Origin of the sequence: Gordonia sp. CNJ-863 (genome assembly GCF_001942325.1) — a bacterium.
GTDB lineage: Bacteria > Actinomycetota > Actinomycetes > Mycobacteriales > Mycobacteriaceae > Gordonia > Gordonia alkanivorans.
The window spans coordinates 55,491-76,812 of the sequence record NZ_MKKG01000005.1 but is presented as its reverse complement, the minus strand read 5'-3'; the positions used below and the strand labels follow the sequence as shown (position 1 = coordinate 76,812).

General features: G+C 67.3%; 17 protein-coding genes, 2 tRNA genes and 1 pseudogene. 4 read left to right on the top strand and 16 right to left on the bottom strand.

Translation table 11 applies throughout. The features are described from left to right. Window positions 1–227 precede the first annotated feature (227 nt). The 8 genes and pseudogenes from BJF87_RS02995 to BJF87_RS02960 form a co-directional block, all read right to left on the bottom strand. The gene (locus BJF87_RS02995; RefSeq protein ID WP_075862608.1) at window positions 228–3,575 is read right to left on the bottom strand and encodes a translation initiation factor IF-2 N-terminal domain-containing protein; all 3,348 of its coding nucleotides are present in this window, start codon (window positions 3,573–3,575) and stop codon (window positions 228–230) included. Window positions 3,576–4,011: 436 nt separating this feature from the next. Beyond that, window positions 4,012–4,428, bottom strand: a complete 417-nt coding sequence (ndk, locus tag BJF87_RS02990) for a nucleoside-diphosphate kinase (RefSeq protein WP_006357946.1) — start codon at window positions 4,426–4,428, stop codon at window positions 4,012–4,014. 38 nt (window positions 4,429–4,466) lie between these two features. After that, window positions 4,467–4,943, bottom strand: coding sequence for a hypothetical protein (locus BJF87_RS02985; protein ID WP_006357947.1), 477 nt, complete (start codon window positions 4,941–4,943; stop codon window positions 4,467–4,469). Window positions 4,944–5,149: 206 nt separating this feature from the next. Beyond that, complete coding sequence (locus tag BJF87_RS02980) at window positions 5,150–5,539, bottom strand: DUF4233 domain-containing protein (protein ID WP_006357948.1); 390 nt, start codon at window positions 5,537–5,539, stop codon at window positions 5,150–5,152. Continuing rightward, window positions 5,536–7,062 (bottom strand): folylpolyglutamate synthase/dihydrofolate synthase family protein, encoded by a 1,527-nt coding sequence (locus BJF87_RS02975; RefSeq protein WP_006357949.1) that lies wholly within the window; start codon window positions 7,060–7,062, stop codon window positions 5,536–5,538. Before BJF87_RS02975 ends, BJF87_RS02980 begins: the two co-directional genes overlap by 4 nt. Beyond that, window positions 7,059–9,730: pseudogene (locus tag BJF87_RS02970) on the bottom strand (valine--tRNA ligase). The gene BJF87_RS02975 and the pseudogene BJF87_RS02970 overlap by 4 nt, the downstream one beginning before the upstream one ends. A gap of 52 nt (window positions 9,731–9,782) precedes the next feature. Beyond that, the gene (locus BJF87_RS02965) at window positions 9,783–9,950 is read right to left on the bottom strand and encodes an SDR family oxidoreductase (protein ID WP_006357951.1); all 168 of its coding nucleotides are present in this window, start codon (window positions 9,948–9,950) and stop codon (window positions 9,783–9,785) included. 36 nt (window positions 9,951–9,986) lie between these two features. After that, a complete protein-coding gene (locus tag BJF87_RS02960) occupies window positions 9,987–10,634 on the bottom strand; it encodes a molybdenum cofactor guanylyltransferase (RefSeq protein ID WP_084813141.1) in 648 nt (215 codons plus the stop codon). Window positions 10,635–10,683: 49 nt separating this feature from the next. Between BJF87_RS02960 and BJF87_RS02955 the strand changes: the two genes are divergently transcribed. After that, entirely contained in the window at window positions 10,684–12,990 is a 2,307-nt protein-coding gene (locus BJF87_RS02955) for an FdhF/YdeP family oxidoreductase (protein WP_042375904.1), read from the top strand. Window positions 12,991–13,071: 81 nt separating this feature from the next. Here the strand turns inward: BJF87_RS02955 and clpX are convergent, their stop codons facing one another. The 5 genes from clpX to BJF87_RS02930 all read right to left on the bottom strand — a co-directional run bounded on the left by clpX (window position 13,072) and on the right by BJF87_RS02930 (window position 17,692). Continuing rightward, window positions 13,072–14,352 carry an ATP-dependent Clp protease ATP-binding subunit ClpX gene (gene clpX, locus BJF87_RS02950; protein WP_075862606.1) on the bottom strand — a complete coding sequence of 427 codons (1,281 nt, stop codon included), beginning with the start codon at window positions 14,350–14,352 and terminating at the stop codon, window positions 13,072–13,074. A 198-nt stretch (window positions 14,353–14,550) separates the two neighbouring features. After that, a complete protein-coding gene (locus tag BJF87_RS02945; RefSeq protein ID WP_005198934.1) occupies window positions 14,551–15,249 on the bottom strand; it encodes an ATP-dependent Clp protease proteolytic subunit in 699 nt (232 codons plus the stop codon). A gap of 59 nt (window positions 15,250–15,308) precedes the next feature. Continuing rightward, complete coding sequence (locus tag BJF87_RS02940; RefSeq protein ID WP_006360017.1) at window positions 15,309–15,908, bottom strand: ATP-dependent Clp protease proteolytic subunit; 600 nt, start codon at window positions 15,906–15,908, stop codon at window positions 15,309–15,311. 258 nt (window positions 15,909–16,166) lie between these two features. Then, window positions 16,167–17,531, bottom strand: a complete 1,365-nt coding sequence (tig, locus tag BJF87_RS02935) for a trigger factor (RefSeq protein WP_006360018.1) — start codon at window positions 17,529–17,531, stop codon at window positions 16,167–16,169. Between the two features lie 87 nt (window positions 17,532–17,618). After that, window positions 17,619–17,692: transfer RNA gene (locus tag BJF87_RS02930), tRNA-Pro, on the bottom strand. A gap of 164 nt (window positions 17,693–17,856) precedes the next feature. On the opposite strand from BJF87_RS02930, the gene BJF87_RS02925 reads away from it, so the two are divergent. After that, window positions 17,857–17,930: transfer RNA gene (locus BJF87_RS02925), tRNA-Gly, on the top strand. A gap of 115 nt (window positions 17,931–18,045) precedes the next feature. On the opposite strand, the gene BJF87_RS02920 is transcribed toward BJF87_RS02925, so the two are convergent. Then, window positions 18,046–18,315, bottom strand: coding sequence for a hypothetical protein (locus BJF87_RS02920; RefSeq protein ID WP_230461801.1), 270 nt, complete (start codon window positions 18,313–18,315; stop codon window positions 18,046–18,048). A 211-nt stretch (window positions 18,316–18,526) separates the two neighbouring features. Here BJF87_RS02920 and BJF87_RS27185 point away from each other — a divergent pair, with 211 nt between their 5' ends. After that, entirely contained in the window at window positions 18,527–18,712 is a 186-nt protein-coding gene (locus tag BJF87_RS27185) for a hypothetical protein (protein ID WP_006360020.1), read from the top strand. A gap of 253 nt (window positions 18,713–18,965) precedes the next feature. Next, window positions 18,966–19,700, top strand: coding sequence for a L,D-transpeptidase family protein (locus tag BJF87_RS02910; RefSeq protein ID WP_281430766.1), 735 nt, complete (start codon window positions 18,966–18,968; stop codon window positions 19,698–19,700). 73 nt (window positions 19,701–19,773) lie between these two features. On the opposite strand, the gene BJF87_RS02905 is transcribed toward BJF87_RS02910, so the two are convergent. Continuing rightward, window positions 19,774–20,727, bottom strand: a complete 954-nt coding sequence (locus tag BJF87_RS02905; RefSeq protein WP_084813140.1) for a PE-PPE domain-containing protein — start codon at window positions 20,725–20,727, stop codon at window positions 19,774–19,776. An 84-nt stretch (window positions 20,728–20,811) separates the two neighbouring features. Further along, on the bottom strand, window positions 20,812–21,249 hold the full coding sequence (locus BJF87_RS02900) for a homocitrate synthase (RefSeq protein WP_075862605.1): 438 nt from the start codon (window positions 21,247–21,249) through the stop codon (window positions 20,812–20,814). Between the last annotated feature and the right edge of the window lie 73 nt (window positions 21,250–21,322).

Here is a 21,322-nt window from a genome sequence, read left to right as displayed (position 1 = left end):
CTCGAAGGCGTTCGTTGTGTGCATGCCGGTGCGGGCCGCAGTCGACCCAGTCAGCTGACCGGGAGTGGCTGTAGATCACACCAGAGGGCCTGCCACGGGATTCGCGCCGCTGCCGGTGCACGTGGCACGCAGAACAGCGCAGACCCTCCGCGGGAGGCGACTTTCCAAGGTTACGGGAACGGCGGTGGCCGGGTCAAACTCGCCCCGCCGGTCCCTCACCTCGGACCTCAGCTTTCTGCCGGCGGCGGTCCGGCGGGCCTGCCCGCCGTCCGCTTCCGTGGGCGTCGACGCACCGCAACCACCGGCTCTCCCGTGGAGACGGGACCGAAGGTGGTCTTGGGCGCTTCCGGAGCCGCGTCCACGGCCGTCATCACCACGTTCTCCGGTGCGGTCGTCGTCTGCGCCGGACGCCGGACCACCCGTCGGCGACGCTTCGCCGCAGGCGCCTGGCCGTCGGTCGACGCGGCCGGTTCCGCGGCCTCGGCGGGTTCTTCGACCTTGGTGGGTTCGTCGGCCTTGGTGGGTTCGTCAGCCCTGGTGGGTTCCTGGGCCTGCGCTGCCTCCGTCTCCGGCGGGGTCTCGGCGGCAGTCGCGACAGCCTGCTCGACCTCGACGTGCTCACCCTCGTGGTGCTCGCCCTCGGGATGTTCGTCGTCGTGGTGATTCGCGGCCATCGCCCGGAACAACGGGTGCTCGGCGGCGGGCTTGTGCGGCGGGATCGCCGGAGGAGCCGCCTTGGGCGCCGCCACCTCGGCGGGGGCCTCCGACTTCTTCTTGCCGCGGCGCGAACGCTTGGAGCCCGCGCCGTCCGACTTCGCCGAATCGTCGCCGCGCACCTCGACCGGATTCGCGTGCACGATGAGTCCACGCCCGCCACACGAGGTGCACGGGGTCGAGAATGCTTCGAGCAGACCGGTTCCGAGACGCTTGCGGGTCATCTGGACCAGGCCGAGCGAGGTCACCTCGGACACCTGGTGACGGGTGCGGTCCCGCGCCAGCGCCTCGGTGAGTCGACGCAGCACCAGGTCCCGGTTCGACTCGAGGACCATGTCGATGAAGTCGACGATGATCATGCCGCCGATGTCGCGCAGACGCATCTGCCGCACGATCTCCTCGGCCGCCTCGAGGTTGTTACGGGTGACCGTCTCCTCGAGGTTTCCGCCCGAACCGGTGAACTTGCCGGTGTTGACGTCAACGACCGTCATCGCCTCGGTGTGCTCGATGATCAGCGTGCCGCCCGAGGGCAGCCACACCTTGCGGTCGAGCGCCTTCGCGAGCTGCTCGTCGATGCGGTGGACCACAAACGAGTCCGGGGCATCCGCATGCGGCTTGCTGAACTTCTCCACCCGCTCCATGAGGTCGGGCGCAACCGAGCTGACGTAGCCCTCGACGAGGTTCCACGCCTTGTCGCCCTCGACGACGAGCTTCTTGAAATCCTCGTTGAACAGGTCGCGAACCACGCGGACCAGCAGGTCGGGCTCCTCGTAGAGGGCCTTCGGCGCGCCGGAGCCGGACTTCTTGACGCTCTCGACCGACTCCTCGATCGACTTCCACTTCGCCTCGAGGCGGGCGATGTCGGCACCGAGCTCCTCGGCGCTCACTCCCTCGGAGGCGGTGCGGATGATCACGCCGGCGTCCTCGGGGACCAGCTTCGACAGGATCTGCTTGAGACGCTTGCGCTCGACGTCGGGCAGCTTGCGGCTGATACCGGTCGACGACCCGCCGGGCACGTAGACGAGGTACCGGCCGGCCAGCGAGATCTGCGTGGTCAGGCGGGCACCCTTGTGTCCCACCGGGTCCTTGCTGACCTGTACAAGCACGTGGTCGCCGGGCTTGAGCGCCTGCTCGATCTTCCGCGAGCCGCCGTCGAGTCCGGCGGCGTCCCAGTTGACCTCGCCGGCGTACAACACGCCGTTGCGACCGCGACCGATGTCGACGAAGGCCGCCTCCATGCCGGGCAGCACGTTCTGGACGCGGCCGAGGTAGATGTTGCCGACCATCGACGACGACGTCGCCGTGGTGACGAAGTGTTCGACGAGGACACCGTCCTCGAGGACCGCGACCTGGGTGTAGTCCTCCACCGCGGCATGGTCGTGGCCGTCGCTGTCGGTGATGCTGCTGTTGGCGCTGCGCTCGCGCACCACCATCACGCGGTCCACGGCCTCACGACGGGCCAGGAACTCCGACTCGGTCAGGATCGGCGGACGCCGGCGACCGGCGTCGCGGCCGTCGCGGCGGCGCTGACGCTTGGCCTCGAGTCGCGTCGAACCGGAGATGCCCTGCACCTCGTCGCGCGCCCGCTTGCTGCGGGGTTCACGCTCGTGGACGACGGTGTTCGGCGGATCGTCCGGCGAACCCTCGTCGGGCTCTCCCCCGCCCTTGCGGCGGCGACGCCGACGCCGGCGGCGGGTCGAGGACGCCTCACCCGAATCGTCACCGGACTCGTCGTCGTTGTCGTCCGAGTCGTCATCGGAATCGTCGTCCTTCGACTCGCCCTTCGACGAGTCGTCGGAGGCAGAGTCCTTGCGGTCGGCCTCCTCCGAGGTGTCCGACCCTGACCGACGACGGCGTCGGCGGCGAGAAGTCGGCTCGTCCGACTTCGAATCGTCTGCAGCCTCGTCCGTCGTCGTCTCGCCGGACTCGGTCGAGGAGTCGACGTCGGGGGTCGTGTCCTCGGCCTTGTCGTCGGTGTCGTCGTCGTCCGAGGCATCGCCCGACTCGCCGTCACCGCCCTGGTCACCGCGACCGCGGCCGCGACCACGACGTCCGCGACGCCGACGACGGTTACGACCCGATCCCGAGTCGTCGGTGTCGGAGTTGTCACCGCTCTCGGAGTCGGAGCTGTCGGTGTTCTCCGCGCCGGTCTCGTCGGAGACATCCGAGTCGACGGTCTCCGCTTCGGGAGCCTTCGTCTCGGCAATCTTCGTCTCGGGTGCCTTGGCTTCCTGAGTCGTCGCGCCGGAATCGGCGTCGGTGGACGACGCTTCCTCCGGCTTGTCCGAGTCGTCGGCCTTCGCGGGCTTGTCGACCTGCTCGGTCTTCTCCGCCTGCTTGGCCGCGCGGGTTGCCTTCGGCTTGTCGGCCGGGGCCTGCGGCTGCAGGAACAGCGGCTGGGTGCCGTAGGACGCGTCGGACTCGGCGGCGGGCGTGGCAACCGGCTCGTCGTATCGCGTCGAGGCGGCCGAGAACAGGCTCGGCGGTTCGTCGGCCTTCGGGGCCTCCGCCTCGGGGGCGGGCTCCTGGGCGGCCGGTTCCTCGGCGACCGGTTCTGCCGTCGTGGCGGCTACGTCGGCTGCCGCCTCGGGGGCGGCCTCCTCGGCGGCGGCCGGCGTCACGCCGGGCTCGTCCGCATCGACGTTCGCCCGCACCCGTTCGGCCACGGCCTGCGCCAACTCACGGTCGACGCTCGATTGGGGGCTGCGTGTCTGCACCCCGAGATTGGCCAGGTGCGCAAGCACCTGCCGACTCGTCAGGCCCAGGAAGCGGGCCAGTGCGTGCACACGAAGTTTGCTGGGAAATTCTTCCACCGGTTCTGGCGCTGCGTTCGCGTCAGCCGGTGACCCGTTGTCGGTCACTCAGTCTCCTCGAACCCCCGGGCGCGTCGGGCTGACGCGGCCACGCGAGGGTCTGCTCTGTGTCCCGGTCCACGTATGGCCGGTGTTGTGTGGTCTGCGCGTCATCACGCTGAGCCGAGTGTCGGTTCAGCAGAGAACGCTCTTGCTGTGTCGATGACCGCATCCCGGGCGCCTTCCACGACACCGGGCACAGGGCGAAGCCTGAGTGTTCGGCTGCTGGCAGCAGTACGAACCTCGGCGGGGTCAGCTGTGGTTGTGGGCGTCGCGGTGCGAGACTGCCGCACCGCGACGCGCCGAACCAAGGCGCGTCATCCGGCCATCGTCGACAAAGTGTGTCGGCGATAACCCTGCAAGTATCCCACACGGGGGTCGGATGACCGCAAAGTATGCGCGTTTGACACGCGCGTCGAACCGAGTCGAACCGAGGTGACCCCGGTCAGCCAGCGAGTTCGGGGAACCAGATGGCGATCTCACGCTCGGCCGATTCCGGGGAGTCCGAGCCGTGGACCAGGTTGTACTGCGTGTTCAGGGCGAGGTCGCCGCGGATGGTGCCGGGCACTGCCTTCTCCACGGGATCGGTGCCGCCGGCGATCTGGCGGAAGGCCGCGATGGCGCGCGGACCCTCCAGGACGGCGGCGACCAGCGGGCCGGAGGTGATGAACTCCAGCAGCGAGGGGAAGAAGGGCTTGTCCGCGTGTTCGGCGTAGTGGCCGCGGGCGACCTCGTCGCTTGCGGTCTTGAGCTCGAGAGCGACGAGGGTAAGCCCCTTGCGCTCGATACGGCTGATGATGTCGCCGACGAGCGAGCGTTCGACGCCGTCCGGCTTGATGAGTACGAGAGTGCGTTCAGTCACGACTGACACCTTATCGACCGGCCGGAGGATTCCGACGGTCAGGAGCAGTACTCACCGGCGACCGGGAAGAACCCGTAGTTGAACAGGCTGCCGGAGCGCGCCTGCGGGTCGACGACGATCTGCAGACACCCACCGGGTGACGCGAGCGCACCGGCGAGAGCGAGGTCGAACTGTTGCGCCAGAGCGAGATTCGCCGGACGGTACTGGGCGGGCACCGGCATGGTCGCGATGGCCTCAGGCGCCTTCATCCCCGCTGCGCGCTTGGTGATGGCATGGGTCGCGACGTAGCTGAACTCACCCTGCGAGACGGGGACCGGCGCGCCTGCCTCGGGCACCGCGAACGCCTCGAGCGCCGGGGGCGTCTGCTGGGGCGCGGGTTCCGCCGACGCGACGGCGGGAGCGCTCAGCGCGAAGGCGGCCGCCCCGAGCAGCGCCGTTCCGGCCGTGCGGCCGAGACGGGCGGAGGTGCGGGGGCGATCGATACCGGCGGGTGTCCGGGAAAACAGGAACTGCACGTACGTCCTCACGTTGGATGGCGCTGCGATTGCGGGTCGCGATGAAAAGGAAGCCGGGCGGGAACCGGTCCGCTCCCCCTCGGCTTGCGCCATTGTTGCAGCAACTCCCGCAGTCCGCTCCGCTTCGCCGATAACGGTCCGGCCACAGGTCTTGCGACCACCAAACCGTGGTCTCCGACAGCGTTGACCACCCAGGTGGGGGCCGGTCAGTCGATCGGTTCCTGACCGGGGAGCATGCCCATTTCGACGCGCTTCTCCACATCCCGCTTGATGTAGACGATGTAGAGCCAAACCGACCCGAAGACCACGCCGACCGCGGCGATGGACCAATGGAAGACACCACCGGCGATCACCGCCACCTGTAGGGCGAGGTCGAGTTTGAGCGCATACGGGCGGCCCTGCATCCCGGCGGCCACGATCATCGCGAGCACGAGGAGGATCAGGTATCCGCCGGACACCCAGGTCAGACCGCCGCCGAGACGCCAGACGATGGGGAACGCCAGGATGACGACGATGACCTCGAGGATCATCGTCCCGGCCATCACCCCGCGCAGGCCCTTCCACGGGTCGTTGGCGGGTGGGGTGTACCGGGTCATGAGGGTTCCTTACCGAACAGGGTGCGCGCGGCACCGGCGGTCACGACCGAGCCGGTGATGACGACGCCCGCACCCGAGACTCGTTGGCCCTCGGCTTCCTCCGCGAGGGCGATGGCTTCTTCGACGGCGTCGGGCAGGAACGGCTGGACGACGACCCGTTCCTCGCCGAACACCTCGGTCGCGTACTCCGCGAGCGTCTCGGCGTCGAGGGCACGCGGCGAACCGTTGTTGGTGACGACGACGGTGTCGAGCACCGGCTCGAGCGCCTCGAGCAGTCCCCGTGCGTCCTTGTCACCGAGCACGCCGACCACGCCGATGAGGCGCCGGAAGTCGAACTCCTCGGCCAGCGCCTGGGCCAGTGCGTTCGCGCCGTGCGGATTGTGCGCGGCGTCGGCGAAGACCGTCGGTGCGCTGCGGAGCCGCTCGAGGCGGCCGGGATTACCGACCGTGGCGAAGCCGCTCCGGATCGCGTCGATGTCGAGCTGACGGTCCTGACCGGCACCGAAGAACGCCTCGACCGCGGCGAGCGCCAGCGACGCGTTGGCGGCCTGATGCGCACCGTGCAGCGGGAGGAACACCTCGTCGTAGACGCCGCCCAACCCCTGAATCGTGAGCATCTGGCCACCGACGGCGGTGGCCGATCCGAGGACCGCGAACTCCGAACCCTGACGGGCCACGACCGTGCCCGCATCGACCGCCGCGCGCAGCAGCACCTCCATGACCTCGGGGTTCTGCTCGGCGATGATCGTGACCGGGTCGACGGCACCGACGGCATCCGGCTCACCGGGCTTGATGATGCCGGCCTTCTCCCCCGCGATGGCGGAGAGCGTGTCACCGAGATAGTCGGCGTGGTCCATGGCGATCGGCGTGATGACCGAGACGATGCCGTCGATGACGTTGGTGGCGTCCCAGCGTCCGCCCATGCCGGTCTCGACCACCGCGACGTCGACCGGCGCCTCGGCGAAGACCGCATAGGCCATCGCGGTCAGCACCTCGAACTTGCTCATGCGCGGCCCGCCGGCCGCGGTAGAGCTGTCGTCGACCATCGTGATGTACGGCTCGAGCTCGCGGTAGGTGTCGATGTAGGTCCGGGCACGAATCGGCTTGCCGTCCACCGAGATCCGCTCGGTGACGCGCTGGAGGTGCGGGCTGGTGATGCGTCCGGTCCGCCGGTGCAGCGCGGTCATCAGCGCATCGATCATCCGCGTCACCGACGTCTTGCCGTTGGTGCCCGCGACGTGGATCGCCGGATAACTGTGCTGCGGCGAGCCGAGCAGATCCATGAGCGCCGCGATACGTGTCAGCGACGGTTCGATCCTGGTCTCGGGCCAGCGGGTGTCGAGTTCGGCCTCGACCTCGGCGAGTTCGGCGAGATCGTCGGCGCTGTCGTGGACGGTCAGCGGTGGGCGGTCGGTCTCGGCGTCCGCCGCCCGCTCCTCCGCGTCGAGCAGTTCCGACAATCCCAGCGGATCCTCGCCGACGACGGCGGGATCCTCTTCGGGGAAGCCGGTCTCGTCGCTCACGCGCCGCCGGCCAGACTCGCCAGTTTCGCGTTCAGACGCTCGACCTCTTCGGTCGCGATCCGCTGGCGATCACGGATCTTGCTGACCACGTGGTCGGGGGCCTTGGACAGGAACTGCTCGTTGCCGAGCTTGGCCGAGGTGGTCGCCAGCTCCTTCTCGGCGACCGCCAGGTCCTTGGTGAGACGCTTCCGCTCGGCCTCGACGTCCACGGTTCCCGACGTGTCGATCGCGACGGTGACGGTCGCGACGGACAGCCGGACCTCGATGGTCGCGGTGGCCCCGAAGCCGGGCCCGGCGGGATCGAGACGTGCCAGCGACTGCACATAGGGCAGCAGCGGCTCGATGCCCGACTCCCCCAGTCCGTCGAACTGTGCGGCCACCCGCTGACCGGGGCGGAGTCCCTGGTCGCTGCGGAAGCGGCGGACCTCGGTGATGAGTCGCTGCAGGTCGGCGACACGGGCCGCCGAATCGGCGGACCAGTCCTGCCCGGACGGCGTCGGCCACTCGGCGATCACCAGCGACTCGCCCCCGGTGAGCGTCTTCCAGAGCACCTCGGTGACGAACGGCATCACCGGCGACAGCGCCCGCAGCAGCGGCTCGAGGACCGCGCCGAGCACGATGGAGGTCGTCTCCGAACGCTTCTCGTCGTTCTCGGCGAACTGGACCTTGGCCAGCTCGAGGTACCAGTCGCACACCTCGTCCCAGGCGAAGTGGTAGAGCGACTCGCACGCCTTGGAGAACTCGTAGGACTCGAAACCGGCGTCGACCTCGGCGAGCACCTCGCCGAGGCGCCGGAGAATCCAGCGGTCGGCGTCGGTCAGTGCCTCCGCGGCGGGCAGCTCGGCAACCTTGGCGCCGTTCATCAGCGCGAACTTCGTCGCGTTGTACAGCTTGGTCGCGAAGTTCCGCGACGACTGGGCATGGTCCTCGCCCACCGAGATGTCGGCACCCGGGTTGGCGCCGCGCGCCAGCGTGAAGCGCAGTGCGTCCGCGCCGAAGCGCTCCACCCAGTCGAGTGGGTCGATGCCGTTGCCCTTCGACTTCGACATCTTGCGGCCGTGCTCGTCGCGGACCAAGCCGTGCAGGAACAGGTTGTGGAACGGGATCTCGCGGCCCGGGCCCAGGTCCTTGCCGACGTAGGTGCCGAACATCATCATCCGCGCCACCCAGAAGAACAGGATGTCGTATCCGGTGACGAGAACCGAAGTGGGATAGAACTTCTCGAGATCGTCGGTCTCATCCGGCCAGCCCATCGTGGAGAACGGCCACAGGCCCGAGGAGAACCAGGTGTCGAGGACGTCGGTCTCCTGGACGTAACCCTCCGGCGCCTTCTCGTCGGGTCCGACGCAGACGACCTCGCCGTCGGGGCCGTACCAGATCGGGATGCGATGGCCCCACCACAGCTGCCGCGAGATGCACCAGTCGTGCATGTCGTCGACCCAACCGAACCAGCGCGGCTCCATCGACTTCGGATGGATCACGGTCGAGCCGTCTCGGACGGCGTCGCCGGCGGACTTCGCCAGCGACGAGACGTCGACCCACCACTGCATCGACAGGCGCGGTTCGATCGGCTCACCGGTGCGCTCGGAGTGTCCGACGCTGTGCAGATACGGGCGCACCTCCTTGACGATGCGGCCCTGCTCGGCGAGCGCCTCGCGGACCTTGACGCGCGCCTCGAAACGGTCCATTCCGTCGAATTGCGTTCCGGTGTCGGCGATCCGGGCCGATTCGTCCATGATCGTCGGCATCGGCAGGTTGTGCCGCTGGCCGAGCGCGAAGTCGTTGGGGTCGTGCGCCGGGGTGATCTTGACTGCGCCGCTGCCGAATTCGGGGTCGACGTAGTCGTCGGCGACGATCGGGATGTTCCGGTCGAGGAACGGGTGCGGCAGTTCGGTGCCGATCAGGTGCCTGTACCGCTCGTCGTCGGGGTGCACGGCGATCGCGGTGTCGCCGAGCATGGTCTCCAGACGCGTCGTGGCGACCACGATGTGGGGTTCGGAGTCGTCGAGCGAGCCGTAACGGAAGCTGACGAGTTCGCCCTCGACGTCGGCGTAGCTGACCTCGATGTCGCTGACCGCCGTCTTGAGGACCGGCGACCAGTTGACCAGGCGCTCCGCCTGATAGATCAACCCGTCGTCGAACATCTTCTTGAAGACCGTGTGCACCGCACGCGACAGACCCTCGTCCATCGTGAAGCGCTCGCGCGACCAGTCGACGCTGTCGCCGAGCCGGCGCATCTGTTCACCGATGTTGCCGCCGATCTCGGCCTTCTCGGCCCAGACGCGCTCGATGAAGGCCTCGCGGCCGAGGTCGTCGCGGGTCTTGCCCTCGGCGGCCAGCTTGCGCTCGACCATCGTCTGCATGGCGATCGCGGCATGGTCCATGCCGGGCAGCCACAGCACCTCGTAGCCCTGCATCCGGCGACGACGCGACAACGCGTCCATGAGGACGTGCTCGTAGGCGTGACCCATGTGCAGCGACCCGTTGACATTGGGCGGCGGGATCACGATCGAGAACGGGGGCTTGTCACTCTTCGCGTCGGCGGTGAAGTAGCCGGCATCGACCCAGCCTGGTAGAGCGTCGCCTCGTGCTGGGCGGGGTCCCAGGATTTCGGCAACTCGTTCTCGGGCGGCGCGGATGTCGGGTCGAGTGATGTCACGGCCGCCATTCTATGTTTCCGCCGGGTGTGACCTCGCCCCGGTCCTCACTCGCGGACGGGTTCATGCGGTCTCGGCCTGAAGTGCCGGACCGAGGAGGAGTCCGCCGTCGATGACGTACTCCGCCCCCGTGATGAACGACGCCTCCGGCGACGTGAGGAACAGCAGGAGCCGGGTCACGTCGACCGGCTCGCCGAGCCGATACGCCACGGCAACGCCGCGGACGCCCACCGGCGACTGAACTCCTCGGCCGGCGTTCAACTGCGCTCAGCCCGTCGTCACACGCAGACGATGCAGGTCCTCGGGCGCGTTCACGTTCACGAGCCACTCGGGGTCGGACACGCCCACGCGGTGGGTGTTGAGTGCCTCGACCGCACCGAGCATCCGGCGCTCACCACCGGCCACCAGATCGGCGATCACCGGTCCCGCGTCGGTCCGGTAGATCCCGGCCATCGGGTGGTCGCGCTGCGCGTCGCGCGCGATCACCGCCTGAGTGGAGTCGGTGAGCCCCAGTCGGAGTTCGTCGATGAGCTCGGGCGCGATCAGCGGCATGTCGGTGGCGCACACGAAAGCGAGGTCGGCGCCGTCGGCCGCGGCCTTGGCCAGGCCTGCCACCAGCCCGCCCAGCGGGCCGGCCCCTTCCTGCTCATCGGTCACCCAGTGCACCCTGGACCGGTCGATGCCGGGTGCCGCGCGGTCCCGGATGTCGTCGATGCCGCGGAAGGCCGCCGACGTCGCACCGGCCACGACGAGCACCGGATCGCACCGTTGCGCGACGACCCGCACCACGCGGGCGAGCATCGGCTCACCCTCCCAGTCCAGTGCCGCCTTGTCGCTGCCCATCCGCCGCGAACGCCCGCCGGCCAGAACGATCGCCGCCAGTTTCGAACCGTCTGATCCCGTGTCTTGAGTCACAACACCCAGTGTGCGTGATCCATCACCTCGACGAGGCAAGATGGACATCATGAGCCATACCCCCGATGGTGGCCCCCGCGTCGACGAGCCCACCGATGTCCACCGCAAGCATGTGAAGACCTGGGCCGCCGGCGTACCCGCGGTGGCCGTGGCGCTCAAGCGCGGACTCGAGCAGATGGGCCCGGTGCGGACCGTGCAGACGCTCGTCAAACTCAACCAGCGCGACGGATTCGACTGTCCCGGCTGCGCCTGGCCGGAGACCCCCGGCCACCGCAAACACGCCGAGTTCTGCGAGAACGGCGCGAAGGCCGTCGCCGAGGAGGCCACCAAGCGCTCGGTGACCCCCGAGTTCTTCGCCGCCCACAGCGTCGAGGACCTCGCCACCCGCAGCGGCTACTGGCTCTCGCAGCAGGGCCGGCTGGCGCATCCGATGTATCTCGCCCCCGGCGACACCCACTACCGCCCGGTGAGCTGGGACGACGCCAACCGCATCATCGCCGACGAGTTCGCCGCGATGGCCTCCCCCGACGAGGCCGTCTTCTACACCTCCGGGCGGACCAGCAACGAGGCCGCCTTCGTCTACCAGCTGCTCGCACGCAGCCTCGGGACCAACAACCTCCCCGACTGCTCGAACATGTGCCACGAATCGTCGGGCGCCGCGCTCGGTACGTCCATCGGCATCGGCAAGGGGTCGGTGACCGTTCCCGACCTCGAGGCCGCCGACCTCATCCTCATCGCCGGCCAGAATCCCGGCACCAACCATCCACGGATGCTGGCCACCCTCGAGAAGGCCAAGAACAACGGGGCGCGGATCGTCGCGATCAACCCGCTGCCCGAGGCGGGCCTGATGCGGTTCAAGGACCCGCAGAAGATCGGCGGCGTCATCGGTGAGGGCACCAAACTCGCCGACGACTTCCTCCAGGTCCGGCTCGGCTCGGACATGGCCCTGTTCCGGGGCGTCGCCCGACTGCTACGCGACGCCGAGCAGGCGAACCCCGGCACCGTCTTCGACCACGAGTTCCTCACCGGGTCGTGCGCCGGCACCGAGGACTACCTCGCCCTGCTCGACGACGTCGACATCGACGAGGTCGCCGCCATCACGGGACTGACGAGAGCCCAGATCGTCGACCTCGCCGACGCCGTACGTACCTCGCAGCGCATCGTGCTGTGCTGGGCGATGGGACTCACCCAGCACCGTCACGCGGTCGCGACGATCGCCGAGGGCACCAATGTGCTGTTGCTGCGCGGCATGATCGGCAAGGTCGGGGCCGGACTGTGCCCGGTGCGAGGCCATTCCAACGTCCAGGGCGACCGCACGATGGGCATCTTCGAGAAGATGCCCGAATCCTTCCTCGCCGCACAGGATGCCGAGTTCGGGATCGTCAGCCCGCGCGAGCACGGGTACGACACCGTCGCGGCGATCAACGCGATGGCCGCGGGCAAGGTGCGGGTCTTCATGGGGATGGGCGGCAACTTCGTCTCCGCCACCCCCGACACCGAGGCCACCGCAGACGCGCTGCGTCGCTGCGCCCTGACCGTACAGGTGTCGACCAAGCTCAACGAATCGCATACCGTCACCGGTCGCGCGGCGCTCATCCTGCCGACGCTCGGACGAACCGACCGGGACGTCATCAACGGTGTGGCCCAACGTGTCTCGGTCGAGGACTCGATGTCGGTGGTGCACCTGTCCCGGGGCTCGCTGCCGCCGGTGTCGGCCGACCTGCGCAGCGAGGTCGCCATCGTCTGCGACCTGGCCACCGCCGCCCTCGGCGCCGATCATCCGGTTCCGTGGCAGGAACTCAAGGGGAACTACGACGCGATCCGCGATCGCATCGAACGGGTGATCCCGGGGTTCGAGGACTTCAACATCCGTGTCCGGCGCAGCGACGGTTTCGTCCTGCCGCATCCACCCCGCGACGACCGGACCTTCGACACCCCGAACGGCAAGGCCAACTTCGCGACGTATCCGCTCGAATGGGTGCACATCCCGGAGGGGCGTCTCATCCTGCAGACGCTGCGCAGCCACGATCAGTACAACACCACCGTCTACGGCCACGACGACCGCTACCGCGGGATCAAGGGCAACCGGCATGTGGTCATGGTCAGTCCCGCGGACCTCTCCGCACTCGGACTGCACGACGGCCAGCGCGTGGACATCGTGTCGGAGTTCGAGGGCGAGAACGGCCTCGAAGAGCGTCGCGTGCGCGGCTTCGAGATCGTCGCGTACGACACCCCGCAGGGCAACGCGGCCGCCTATTACCCGGAGACCAACCCGCTGGTGCCGCTGGGCTCGGTGGCGAAGGAATCCAACACCCCGGTGTCCAAGGCCGTGGTCATCCGGCTCGAACCGGCCTGACCCGCCGGACCTCAGGCGAGAGAACAGAATCCCCGCCCGGCGATCCGGGCGGGGATTCTCGTCGTCTACGAAGAGATCGCGTCAGGCGGTCTTGTCGCGGCGCTCGTCGTTGGAGGCCTTGCGCGGCACGATGGTCGGCAACACGTTGTCGCGCACCGTCTCAACGGTGACGACGACCTTCTCGACGTCGTCGCGGCTCGGGATGTCGTACATGACCGGCAGCAGTACCTCTTCCATGATGGCGCGCAGACCACGAGCACCGGTGCCGCGATGAATCGCCTGGTCGGCGACCGCCTCGAGGGCGTCCTGGGTGAACTCGAGTTCGACGTTGTCCATATCGAACAGGCGGGTGTACTGCTTCACCAGTGCGTTCTTCGGCTCCGACAGGATGCTCACCAGCGAGTCCTTGTCGAGGTTGGTGACCGAGGCGACGACCGGCAGACGGCCGATGAACTCGGGGATCAGCCCGAACTTGATCAGGTCCTCCGGCATGACGTCGGCAAACTGATCGGTGGTGTCGACGTCGTCCTTGCTCGCCACATCGTTGCCGAACCCCAAGCCGCGCTTGCCGATTCGCTCGGACACGATCTTCTCGAGACCCGCGAACGCACCCGCCACGATGAACAGCACGTTGGTGGTGTCGATCTGGATGAATTCCTGATGCGGGTGCTTGCGACCACCCTGCGGTGGCACCGATGCCTGAGTGCCCTCGAGGATCTTCAGCAGCGCCTGCTGCACGCCCTCACCGGACACGTCCCGAGTGATCGACGGGTTCTCGCTCTTGCGGGCGATCTTGTCGACCTCGTCGATGTAGATGATGCCGGTCTCGGCGCGCTTGACGTCGTAGTCGGCGGCCTGGATCAGCTTCAGCAGGATGTTCTCGACATCCTCACCCACGTAGCCGGCCTCGGTGAGGGCGGTGGCGTCGGCGATGGCGAACGGCACGTTCAGCATCTTGGCCAGCGTCTGCGCGAGGTACGTCTTGCCACAACCGGTCGGGCCGAGCATGAGGATGTTCGACTTCATCAGTTCGACGGTCTCACCCGTGCGGGAGTCCTTCTTCTCCCCCGCCTGGATGCGCTTGTAGTGGTTGTAGACGGCCACCGCGAGCGTGCGCTTGGCCGTGTCCTGACCGATGACGTACTTCTCGAGGAAGTCGCGGATCTCCGCGGGCTTCGGGAGTTCGTCGAGTTTCACGTCGCCGTTCTCGGCGAGCTCCTCCTCGATGATCTCGTTGCACAGGTCGATGCACTCATCGCAGATGTACACGCCTGGGCCGGCGATGAGCTTCTTCACCTGCTTCTGACTCTTCCCGCAGAAAGAGCACTTGAGCAGGTCGCCACCGTCTCCGATTCGTGCCATCTCGCGTAGTACCTACTTCCTCGTTGCCGGACTGTCGTCGTGGTCCGTCGCGTCGCGCGCAGTCGGGCACGGATGATCTGACGACCTCCGAATGCCCAGTAACCCGACGGTACCCGCGCACCGCTCGAACTTCGACCGATAAGGCCAAATGTCGCGACAGAAAATCCCCGCGACTTCTGTGCTGGTTGTGGGTTGTCGCTAGGACTTCTTCATCGACTTCTTGCGGTATTCGAAGACCTCGTCGATGATTCCGTATTCCTTGGCCGCGTGAGCGGTCAGGATGTTGTCGCGATCGGTGTCCTTGCGGATCTTCGCCTTGTCCTGGCCGGTGTGATTGGACAGGATCTCGTCGAGCCGGTCGCGGATGCGCTCGATCTCGGCGGCCTGGATCTCGAGGTCGGAGACCTGACCCTGGTAGGCACCGCCGGTGCGCGGCTGGTGGATCAGCACGGTCGCGTTCGGCAGGGCCGCACGCTTACCCGGGGTTCCACCGGCGAGCAGGATCGCCGCGGCCGAGGCCGCCTCGCCGAGGCACACGGTCACGATGTCGCAGTGGACGTACTGCATCGTGTCGTAGATGGCGAGCATGTCGGGCACGCTGCCGCCGGGCGAGTTGATGTACATGGTGATGTCGCGATCCGGGTCCTGCGATTCGAGGACGAGCAGCTGCGCCATCACATCGTTGGACACGACCTGGTCGATCGGCGTACCGACGAAGACGATGCGCTCCTCGAACAGCTTGGCGTACGGATCGTACTGGCGCTGACCGTTGGGGGTGTGCTCGATGAACGACGGCAGGATGTAGCGCGCCTCGATGTTCTTGAGCGCCAACGCCGACGCGGGGATACCGGCGGCGACCTCGGCGGGCATGCCGTCCAGGGAAAGGGAGTTGGTCATCTGTTGCTCCAAATGAGTAGGTGTGGCTCGAGGGTGGCTGGATCGCGCGATCGACCGGGTCACTGACCCGGACGCGAGATCACCTTGTCGACGAAGCCGTACTCCTTGGCCTCTTCTGCGGTGAACCACTTGTCGCGGTCGGCATCGGCCTCGATCTTCTCGAGCGGCTGACCGCTGAACTCGGCGTTGAGCTTGTTCATCTCTTTCTTGGTGAGCGCGAACTGCTCGGCCTGGATGGCGATGTCGGCCGCGGTGCCGCCGATACCCGCCGACGGCTGGTGCATCATGATCCGCGCGTGCGGCAGGGCATGGCGCTTGCCCTTGGTGCCGGCCGCGAGGAGGAACTGGCCCATGGATGCCGCCATGCCCATCGCGTAGGTGGCGACGTCGCACTCGGCGAGTTGCATGGTGTCGAAGATGGCCATGCCCGCGGTGACCGAGCCACCAGGCGAGTTGATGTAGAGGTGGATGTCCTTGGTGGGGTCCTCGGCGGCGAGCAGCAGGATCTGTGCGCACAGCCGGTTGGCGATGTCATCGTCGACCTGGGTGCCCAGGAAGATGATGCGTTCGCGCAGCAGACGCTCGAACACCGAATCGGTCAGGTTCAACCCAGCCACACCCGAACTCATCGAGGGTGTGTGGATGGTCGGCTCACTCACGGGTTCCTACCTTTGCCTTGTTGTCATGACCTGTGCGCGCCGTCTCGGGCGTCGCACATGTTCTCTTCTCTGATGGCGTCCTCACCGACACTAACCAATCCACACCCACCGGCACTCCCGAGGACACGTCTATTCGCTGAGAGCAGAACGGGTCGTCACAGTGAACGGCGAATGCAGAACGGTGCACCCGACGCCGATCGCCGGCCCCCGCGAACGGGGACCGGCGATCGGTGATGCGTGGTGAGGTTCCGGGTCGACTCAGTTGTCGGCGTCGGCCGCCTCGTCCGACTCGGCGTCCTCGTCGTTGCCGCCGAAGAACTCGGCGGTGTCGACGGTCGCGCCCTTGGTGTCGGTGACGGTGAACTCGCCGACGATGCCGGCCAGCGACTTGCCGCGACGGACGTCGGCGTAGACCGCGCCGACCTGGTTGGCCTGGGTCAGCTGCTGGATGAACTCCTGCGGCTGCATGCCGTAGCGCTGCGCGGTGAAGATGATCTGCTGGGTCAGCTCGTCCTGGCTGACCTCGGTCTCCTGCTGATCGGCGATCGCGTCGAGGAGCAGCTGCTGCTTGACCGACTTCTCGGCCTCCTCGCGCGCCTCGGCGTCCCACTCCTCGCGGGTCTTGCCCTGCGCCTCGAGGAACTTCGCGACCTGCTCGTCGTCATGACCGAGAGCGTGGATGATCTGGTGCTGCTGACCCTCGATCTCCTCGGCGACGACCTTCTCCGGCAACGGGACATCGACGGTCTCGATCAGCTTCTCGAGCACGGCGTCGCGGATCTTGTTGGCCTGCTCGAGCTTCGCCGACTGCTCGACGCGCTCGGCCAGGCTCGCACGCAGCTCCTCGACGGTGTCGAACTCGCTGGCCATCTGGGCGAACTCGTCGTCGACCTCGGGGAGCTCGCGCTCCTTGACCGACTGCACGGTGACCTTGACCAGTGCCTCGTCACCGGCGTGGTCGCCGGCGACGAGCTTGGTGGTGAACTCCTTGCTCTCGCCGGCCTTCAGGCCGATGAGGGCATCGTCGAGTCCGTCGATGAGCTGGCCGGAGCCGACCTCGTGGGACAGGCCCTCGGTGGTGGCCTCCTCGACGGGCTCGCCGTCGACGGTGGCCTCGAGGTCGATCGACACGAAGTCGCCGTTCTCGATGCCGCGCTCGACACCCTTGAGGGTGCCGAAGCGGGCCCGCAGGCCCTCGAGCTGCTCGTCGACGGCGGCCTCGTCGATCTCGATGGCGTCGACCTCGACCGAGAGGGTCGAGTAGTCGGGCAGGGTGATCTCCGGGCGGACGTCGACCTCGGCGGTGAAGGTGACGGACTCGCCGTACTTCAGCTCCGACAGATCGATCTCCGGCTGGCCGATGGCCTTGGTCTCGGTTTCGGCGACGGCCTCCGAGTACTTGGCGGGGATGGCGTCGTTGACGACCTGCGCCAGGACCGAGTCGCGACCGACGCGGGCCTCGATCAGCTTGGCGGGCGCCTTGCCCGGACGGAAGCCGGGGATCCGGATCTGCTGGGCCAACGACCGGTATGCCCGGTCGAAGTCTGCGGACAGCTCCTCGAACGGGACCTCGACATTGAGCTTCACTCGGGTCGGGGTGAGTTGCTCGACAGTGCTCTTCACGCCTACTGCTCCTTATATCTGCGGTGGTGATGAAAGTTCGGTTTCGGGTGGTGTGCCCCCGTGACCCACACGGCCACAATCGACAAGTCGGGATGACAGGATTTGAACCTGCGACCCTCCGCTCCCAAAGCGGATGCGCTACCAAGCTGCGCCACATCCCGCGGTCCTGCGCACGCGGTGGAGGCCTCACGGCCGACCGCGCATCAGGGCCAACAGAAGATAGTACGTGGCGCCTGTTGCGACGCGACCAACGGGTGCCGGACGCAGCGCCACCCATCCCGATTTAGAAATCCGGCGCGCCGCCATGTACAGTCACTCATCGCACGCGGGTGTAGCTCAATGGTAGAGCCCTAGTCTTCCAAACTAGCTACGCGGGTTCGATTCCCGTCACCCGCTCCACCACAGTCCTCGAATCCGGTCGAGGACACGACCCGACCCTGGTCCGTCGAAAGACGAACGGACCAGGGTCGTTTCGTTTCTCCGGCCGGTCAGCTACCGCGGATCACGGCAGACCTCAGAATTCGAAGAACGGGAAGCCGTCGCCGAACTCGTAGAAGTCGTACGGATAGTCGTAGAACGGCGGGAGTTCCGGCAGTGGCGGTGTCGTCGGGGTTTCCTTCAGCGGACCGTTCTCCCCCGGACCCGTCGAGATGACGGGTGGCGGACACGGAGCTGTCTGCCCGTTGGCGATGGGCATCGTGCATGGTGCGTCGGCGCTCGCAAGTGCCGCGCCACCGAAAAGCCCGGCGGTGGCGGTGGCGACAGCGAACGTCAAGGTGGTCAAGGGTCGGTTCATTGCTCTCGGTCTTCCATTCGCAGACGTCAGCACCCCCCTCCGCGCGGAAATGTCTCCCGACCTGCGTGCACTCTCGTGCACGCGCCCTCTCCTTCCCGGGTGCCGACATATACGTTCCTCCGCCCGGCAGCCATGTTTGAGCAGTTCGCGAAGCCGAAACCTAGCTGTGACCCACGACACACTCGCGTAGGGTGGGTGCATGCCCTCTTCACACACGAAAACCCAGCGAAAGTGTCAGACCTGCGGCGCGCCGCTCTATATACGCAGGGACGTCACCGAATCCGAGACGGGACTCGAACGCGTCGACGTCATGCTCGTCTGTCGCGACGAGGCATGTGCGCAGCCCGTGCGACACGTGCGCACGGAGCACCCGCAACCTGCCTGATCCCCGACGCCCCAGTGGACAACCGATCCTGTTGACATCGCCACAACTGGGGCGATGATGTACGCCAATGAGATGATCGGCGCAGTATGTCATCCGAGTGTGACTACCGTCACACGAGCTATGGTCGATGCGTTCACCACGGCTTTTTGCCAGCTCGCACCCACCGTTCGCGATCGTGGCGCCGATGAGACGTCCGCACTCCTTGGCCGCTAGACAACGGTTGTGTAACGATGGATTAGCGCTTTCAGATGTAATGCGCGAGATATTCATCGAACCGAAGGTACGACTAGTGCAGACCAACAAAGTGCCGACCTCGCGGTCTCGTCGACGCTCCACTCGACGCCTCAGCGGGATCGTCGTCGGCGTCCTGGCCATGGCTCTCGCCCTCCCCGGCGTTGCGAACGCTGCACCCGTCACCGTGATCCCGGGCCTGCCGCCGGTCGAGATCCCCGTGATCCCCGGCCTGCCGACGCCGCCGGCACCGAGCACCCCGAAGGCCCCGGAGCCGCCGTCGAGCAGCACCACCCCGGAGAAGCCCGCGGGTCCGGCCATCCCGAACGTGAAGACCCCGACCGGGTACATCGCCCTGGCCGACGACAACACCCACACCATCACCTGGTGGAAGAACGGCGAGGTCGTCAAGACCATGCCGATCTCGATGGGTTCGGACAAGCACCCGACCCCGAACGGTGTCTACTACACCAAGGAGAAGTACCGCGACATGTACATGGACTCGTCCACGTACGGTGTGCCGGTCGACTCCGCCGAGGGTTACCGCACCTACGTCGAGTACGCGACCCGCATGTCGTGGGACGGCATCTTCATCCATGCGGCACCGTGGTCCGTCGCGCAGCAGGGCAACAGCAATGTGAGCCACGGCTGCATCAACGTCACCACCGAGTTCGGCAAGTGGGTCTACGACAACGTCCCGCGCGGAACCCCGATCGTGGTCCGTAACACCATCGGCGGCCAGTTCCAGGGCGACTGACCTCCGCGACATCCGACCTCGAAGGCCGGTCACCGTCACGGTGACCGGCCTTCGTCGTCGAAGCGGTGACTCGTCACGCAGCGCGGATGTCGTCCGCGGGATCAGCAGCGGCTGTTGTGAACGTCGCCTGCACCTGCAACCAGCCCGCGATCACCTGGCATGCGGTCGATGCGGGATCGGTCACGGAACCGCGCCGGTACGGCTCGTGCCGGTACGAGGTGTGGCGTCCGCCCGGCGAATTCGTCCACGCGACACCGAGGAACCGCATCATCGACGGCAGGTAGCAGCGGATCTCCCACCACGCCGATGCGAGTCGGTGGACGTCTCGCCGCCACTGCGACGGGCGCACCGCGGTGCGGCGGGCGTTCTGGAAGGCGTTGCGGCGCAGCACCTCGAATGCGCTGCGTCCCCAACGCCCCAGCGCGGCGAAGGTCATCGCCCGTGTCAGGTCGGCGATGTCGCGGACGAGGGAATCGGCACGCGCGTTGCAGATCATGTCGTCGGGGGCGCCCACCCACACCACGGGCAGGCCCGTCGGTAGCTGTTCACCGGGACCCGCGACACCCCATCCGTCACAACCGGGTACGACGCCCGGCGGCTGGTGCGGGTCCGCGACGAGTCCGACGCCCATCACTCGCCCGACGACGTGATGACGGCGTGTCCCCAGCTCGGCGAGCGCCGCCCGGATCACCACGGCCCCTTGCGAGTATCCCAGCAGCGCCACCGGCCCCGTGGTCCGCTCGAGCAGTTCGGACAACCGCCGGGCGCCGATCGCCACACTGTCGGCGAAGCTCATGCCACCGGGACGGGGCGCCGGGCCGTAACTGGCCGGATAGGCGACCCAGCGACTGGAGAATCGATCGTCGAGTTCGTCGGTCACCCCCGCGAGGAGTCCGGTCACCTCGGTGCGGACATCACCCGGGTACGACTCACCGGTTCCGCCGACCACGAGGACAGTGATCTCCGGCTGGTCGGCGTCGCCGAGGACGTCGTGCAGGGTCTGCTCGTCGCTGTACACCTCATCCATCGTGACGACCGCACATGTGAGCGGACGTCAGACGACGCTGTGGGTTCGCTGAGATCGGCGGCGGGAGCTCGCGACGAACGGACGTCAGAAGGTGGCGCCGGGCGGCGGCTTGGCGACGTAGTCCGCGGTTTCGATGATCGCGATGAAGAACCCGCTCCCCTCGATCACGTTCGCGCTGTGGGTCAGGCCGGCCGGGATGTAGATGCTCGCCGGCGCCTCCACCACGTACGACTCGTCGCCCAGGGTGATCTCATAGACCAGGTGGTCGAGCGAGAGCAGGATGTTGATCTCGGGGCAGTCGTGCACGTGGGGTTCGCAGTAGTCCCGGGTCGCGGCCGAGACGGCTCGCATCTCGTGGGCGACGACGCGCTTCTCGGCCTCGGGGAACAGATCACCGCCGGTGAGGACGCGTCGGGTGATCGGCGCGTCGGATGCACCGTGGAACGGCACGTCCTTCAGCGGCGACACCTCCCCGCGCGAGATCAGACCGGCATGGACACTGGCTTCCTCGGCGATCGACACGCTTACCCCCACAGATTGCGACGCGGATGCCATGCATCCAGAACTACCGCGATGTTACTGAGGTTCGCCTATC

Bases quoted from the DNA above. Each gene is read 5' to 3' on its own strand.
- BJF87_RS02980 (WP_006357948.1), bottom strand. From the start codon at position 5,539: ATGACCCGGTACACCCCACCCGCCAACGACCCGTGGAAGGGCCTGCGC.
- BJF87_RS02955 (WP_042375904.1), top strand. From the start codon at position 10,684: ATGAGCCATACCCCCGATGGTGGCCCCCGCGTCGACGAGCCCACCGAT.
- clpX (WP_075862606.1), bottom strand. From the start codon at position 14,352: ATGGCACGAATCGGAGACGGTGGCGACCTGCTCAAGTGCTCTTTCTGC.
- BJF87_RS02945 (WP_005198934.1), bottom strand. From the start codon at position 15,249: ATGACCAACTCCCTTTCCCTGGACGGCATGCCCGCCGAGGTCGCCGCC.
- BJF87_RS27185 (WP_006360020.1), top strand. From the start codon at position 18,527: ATGCCCTCTTCACACACGAAAACCCAGCGAAAGTGTCAGACCTGCGGC.
- BJF87_RS02910 (WP_281430766.1), top strand. From the start codon at position 18,966: ATGCGCGAGATATTCATCGAACCGAAGGTACGACTAGTGCAGACCAAC.
- BJF87_RS02905 (WP_084813140.1), bottom strand. From the start codon at position 20,727: ATGGATGAGGTGTACAGCGACGAGCAGACCCTGCACGACGTCCTCGGC.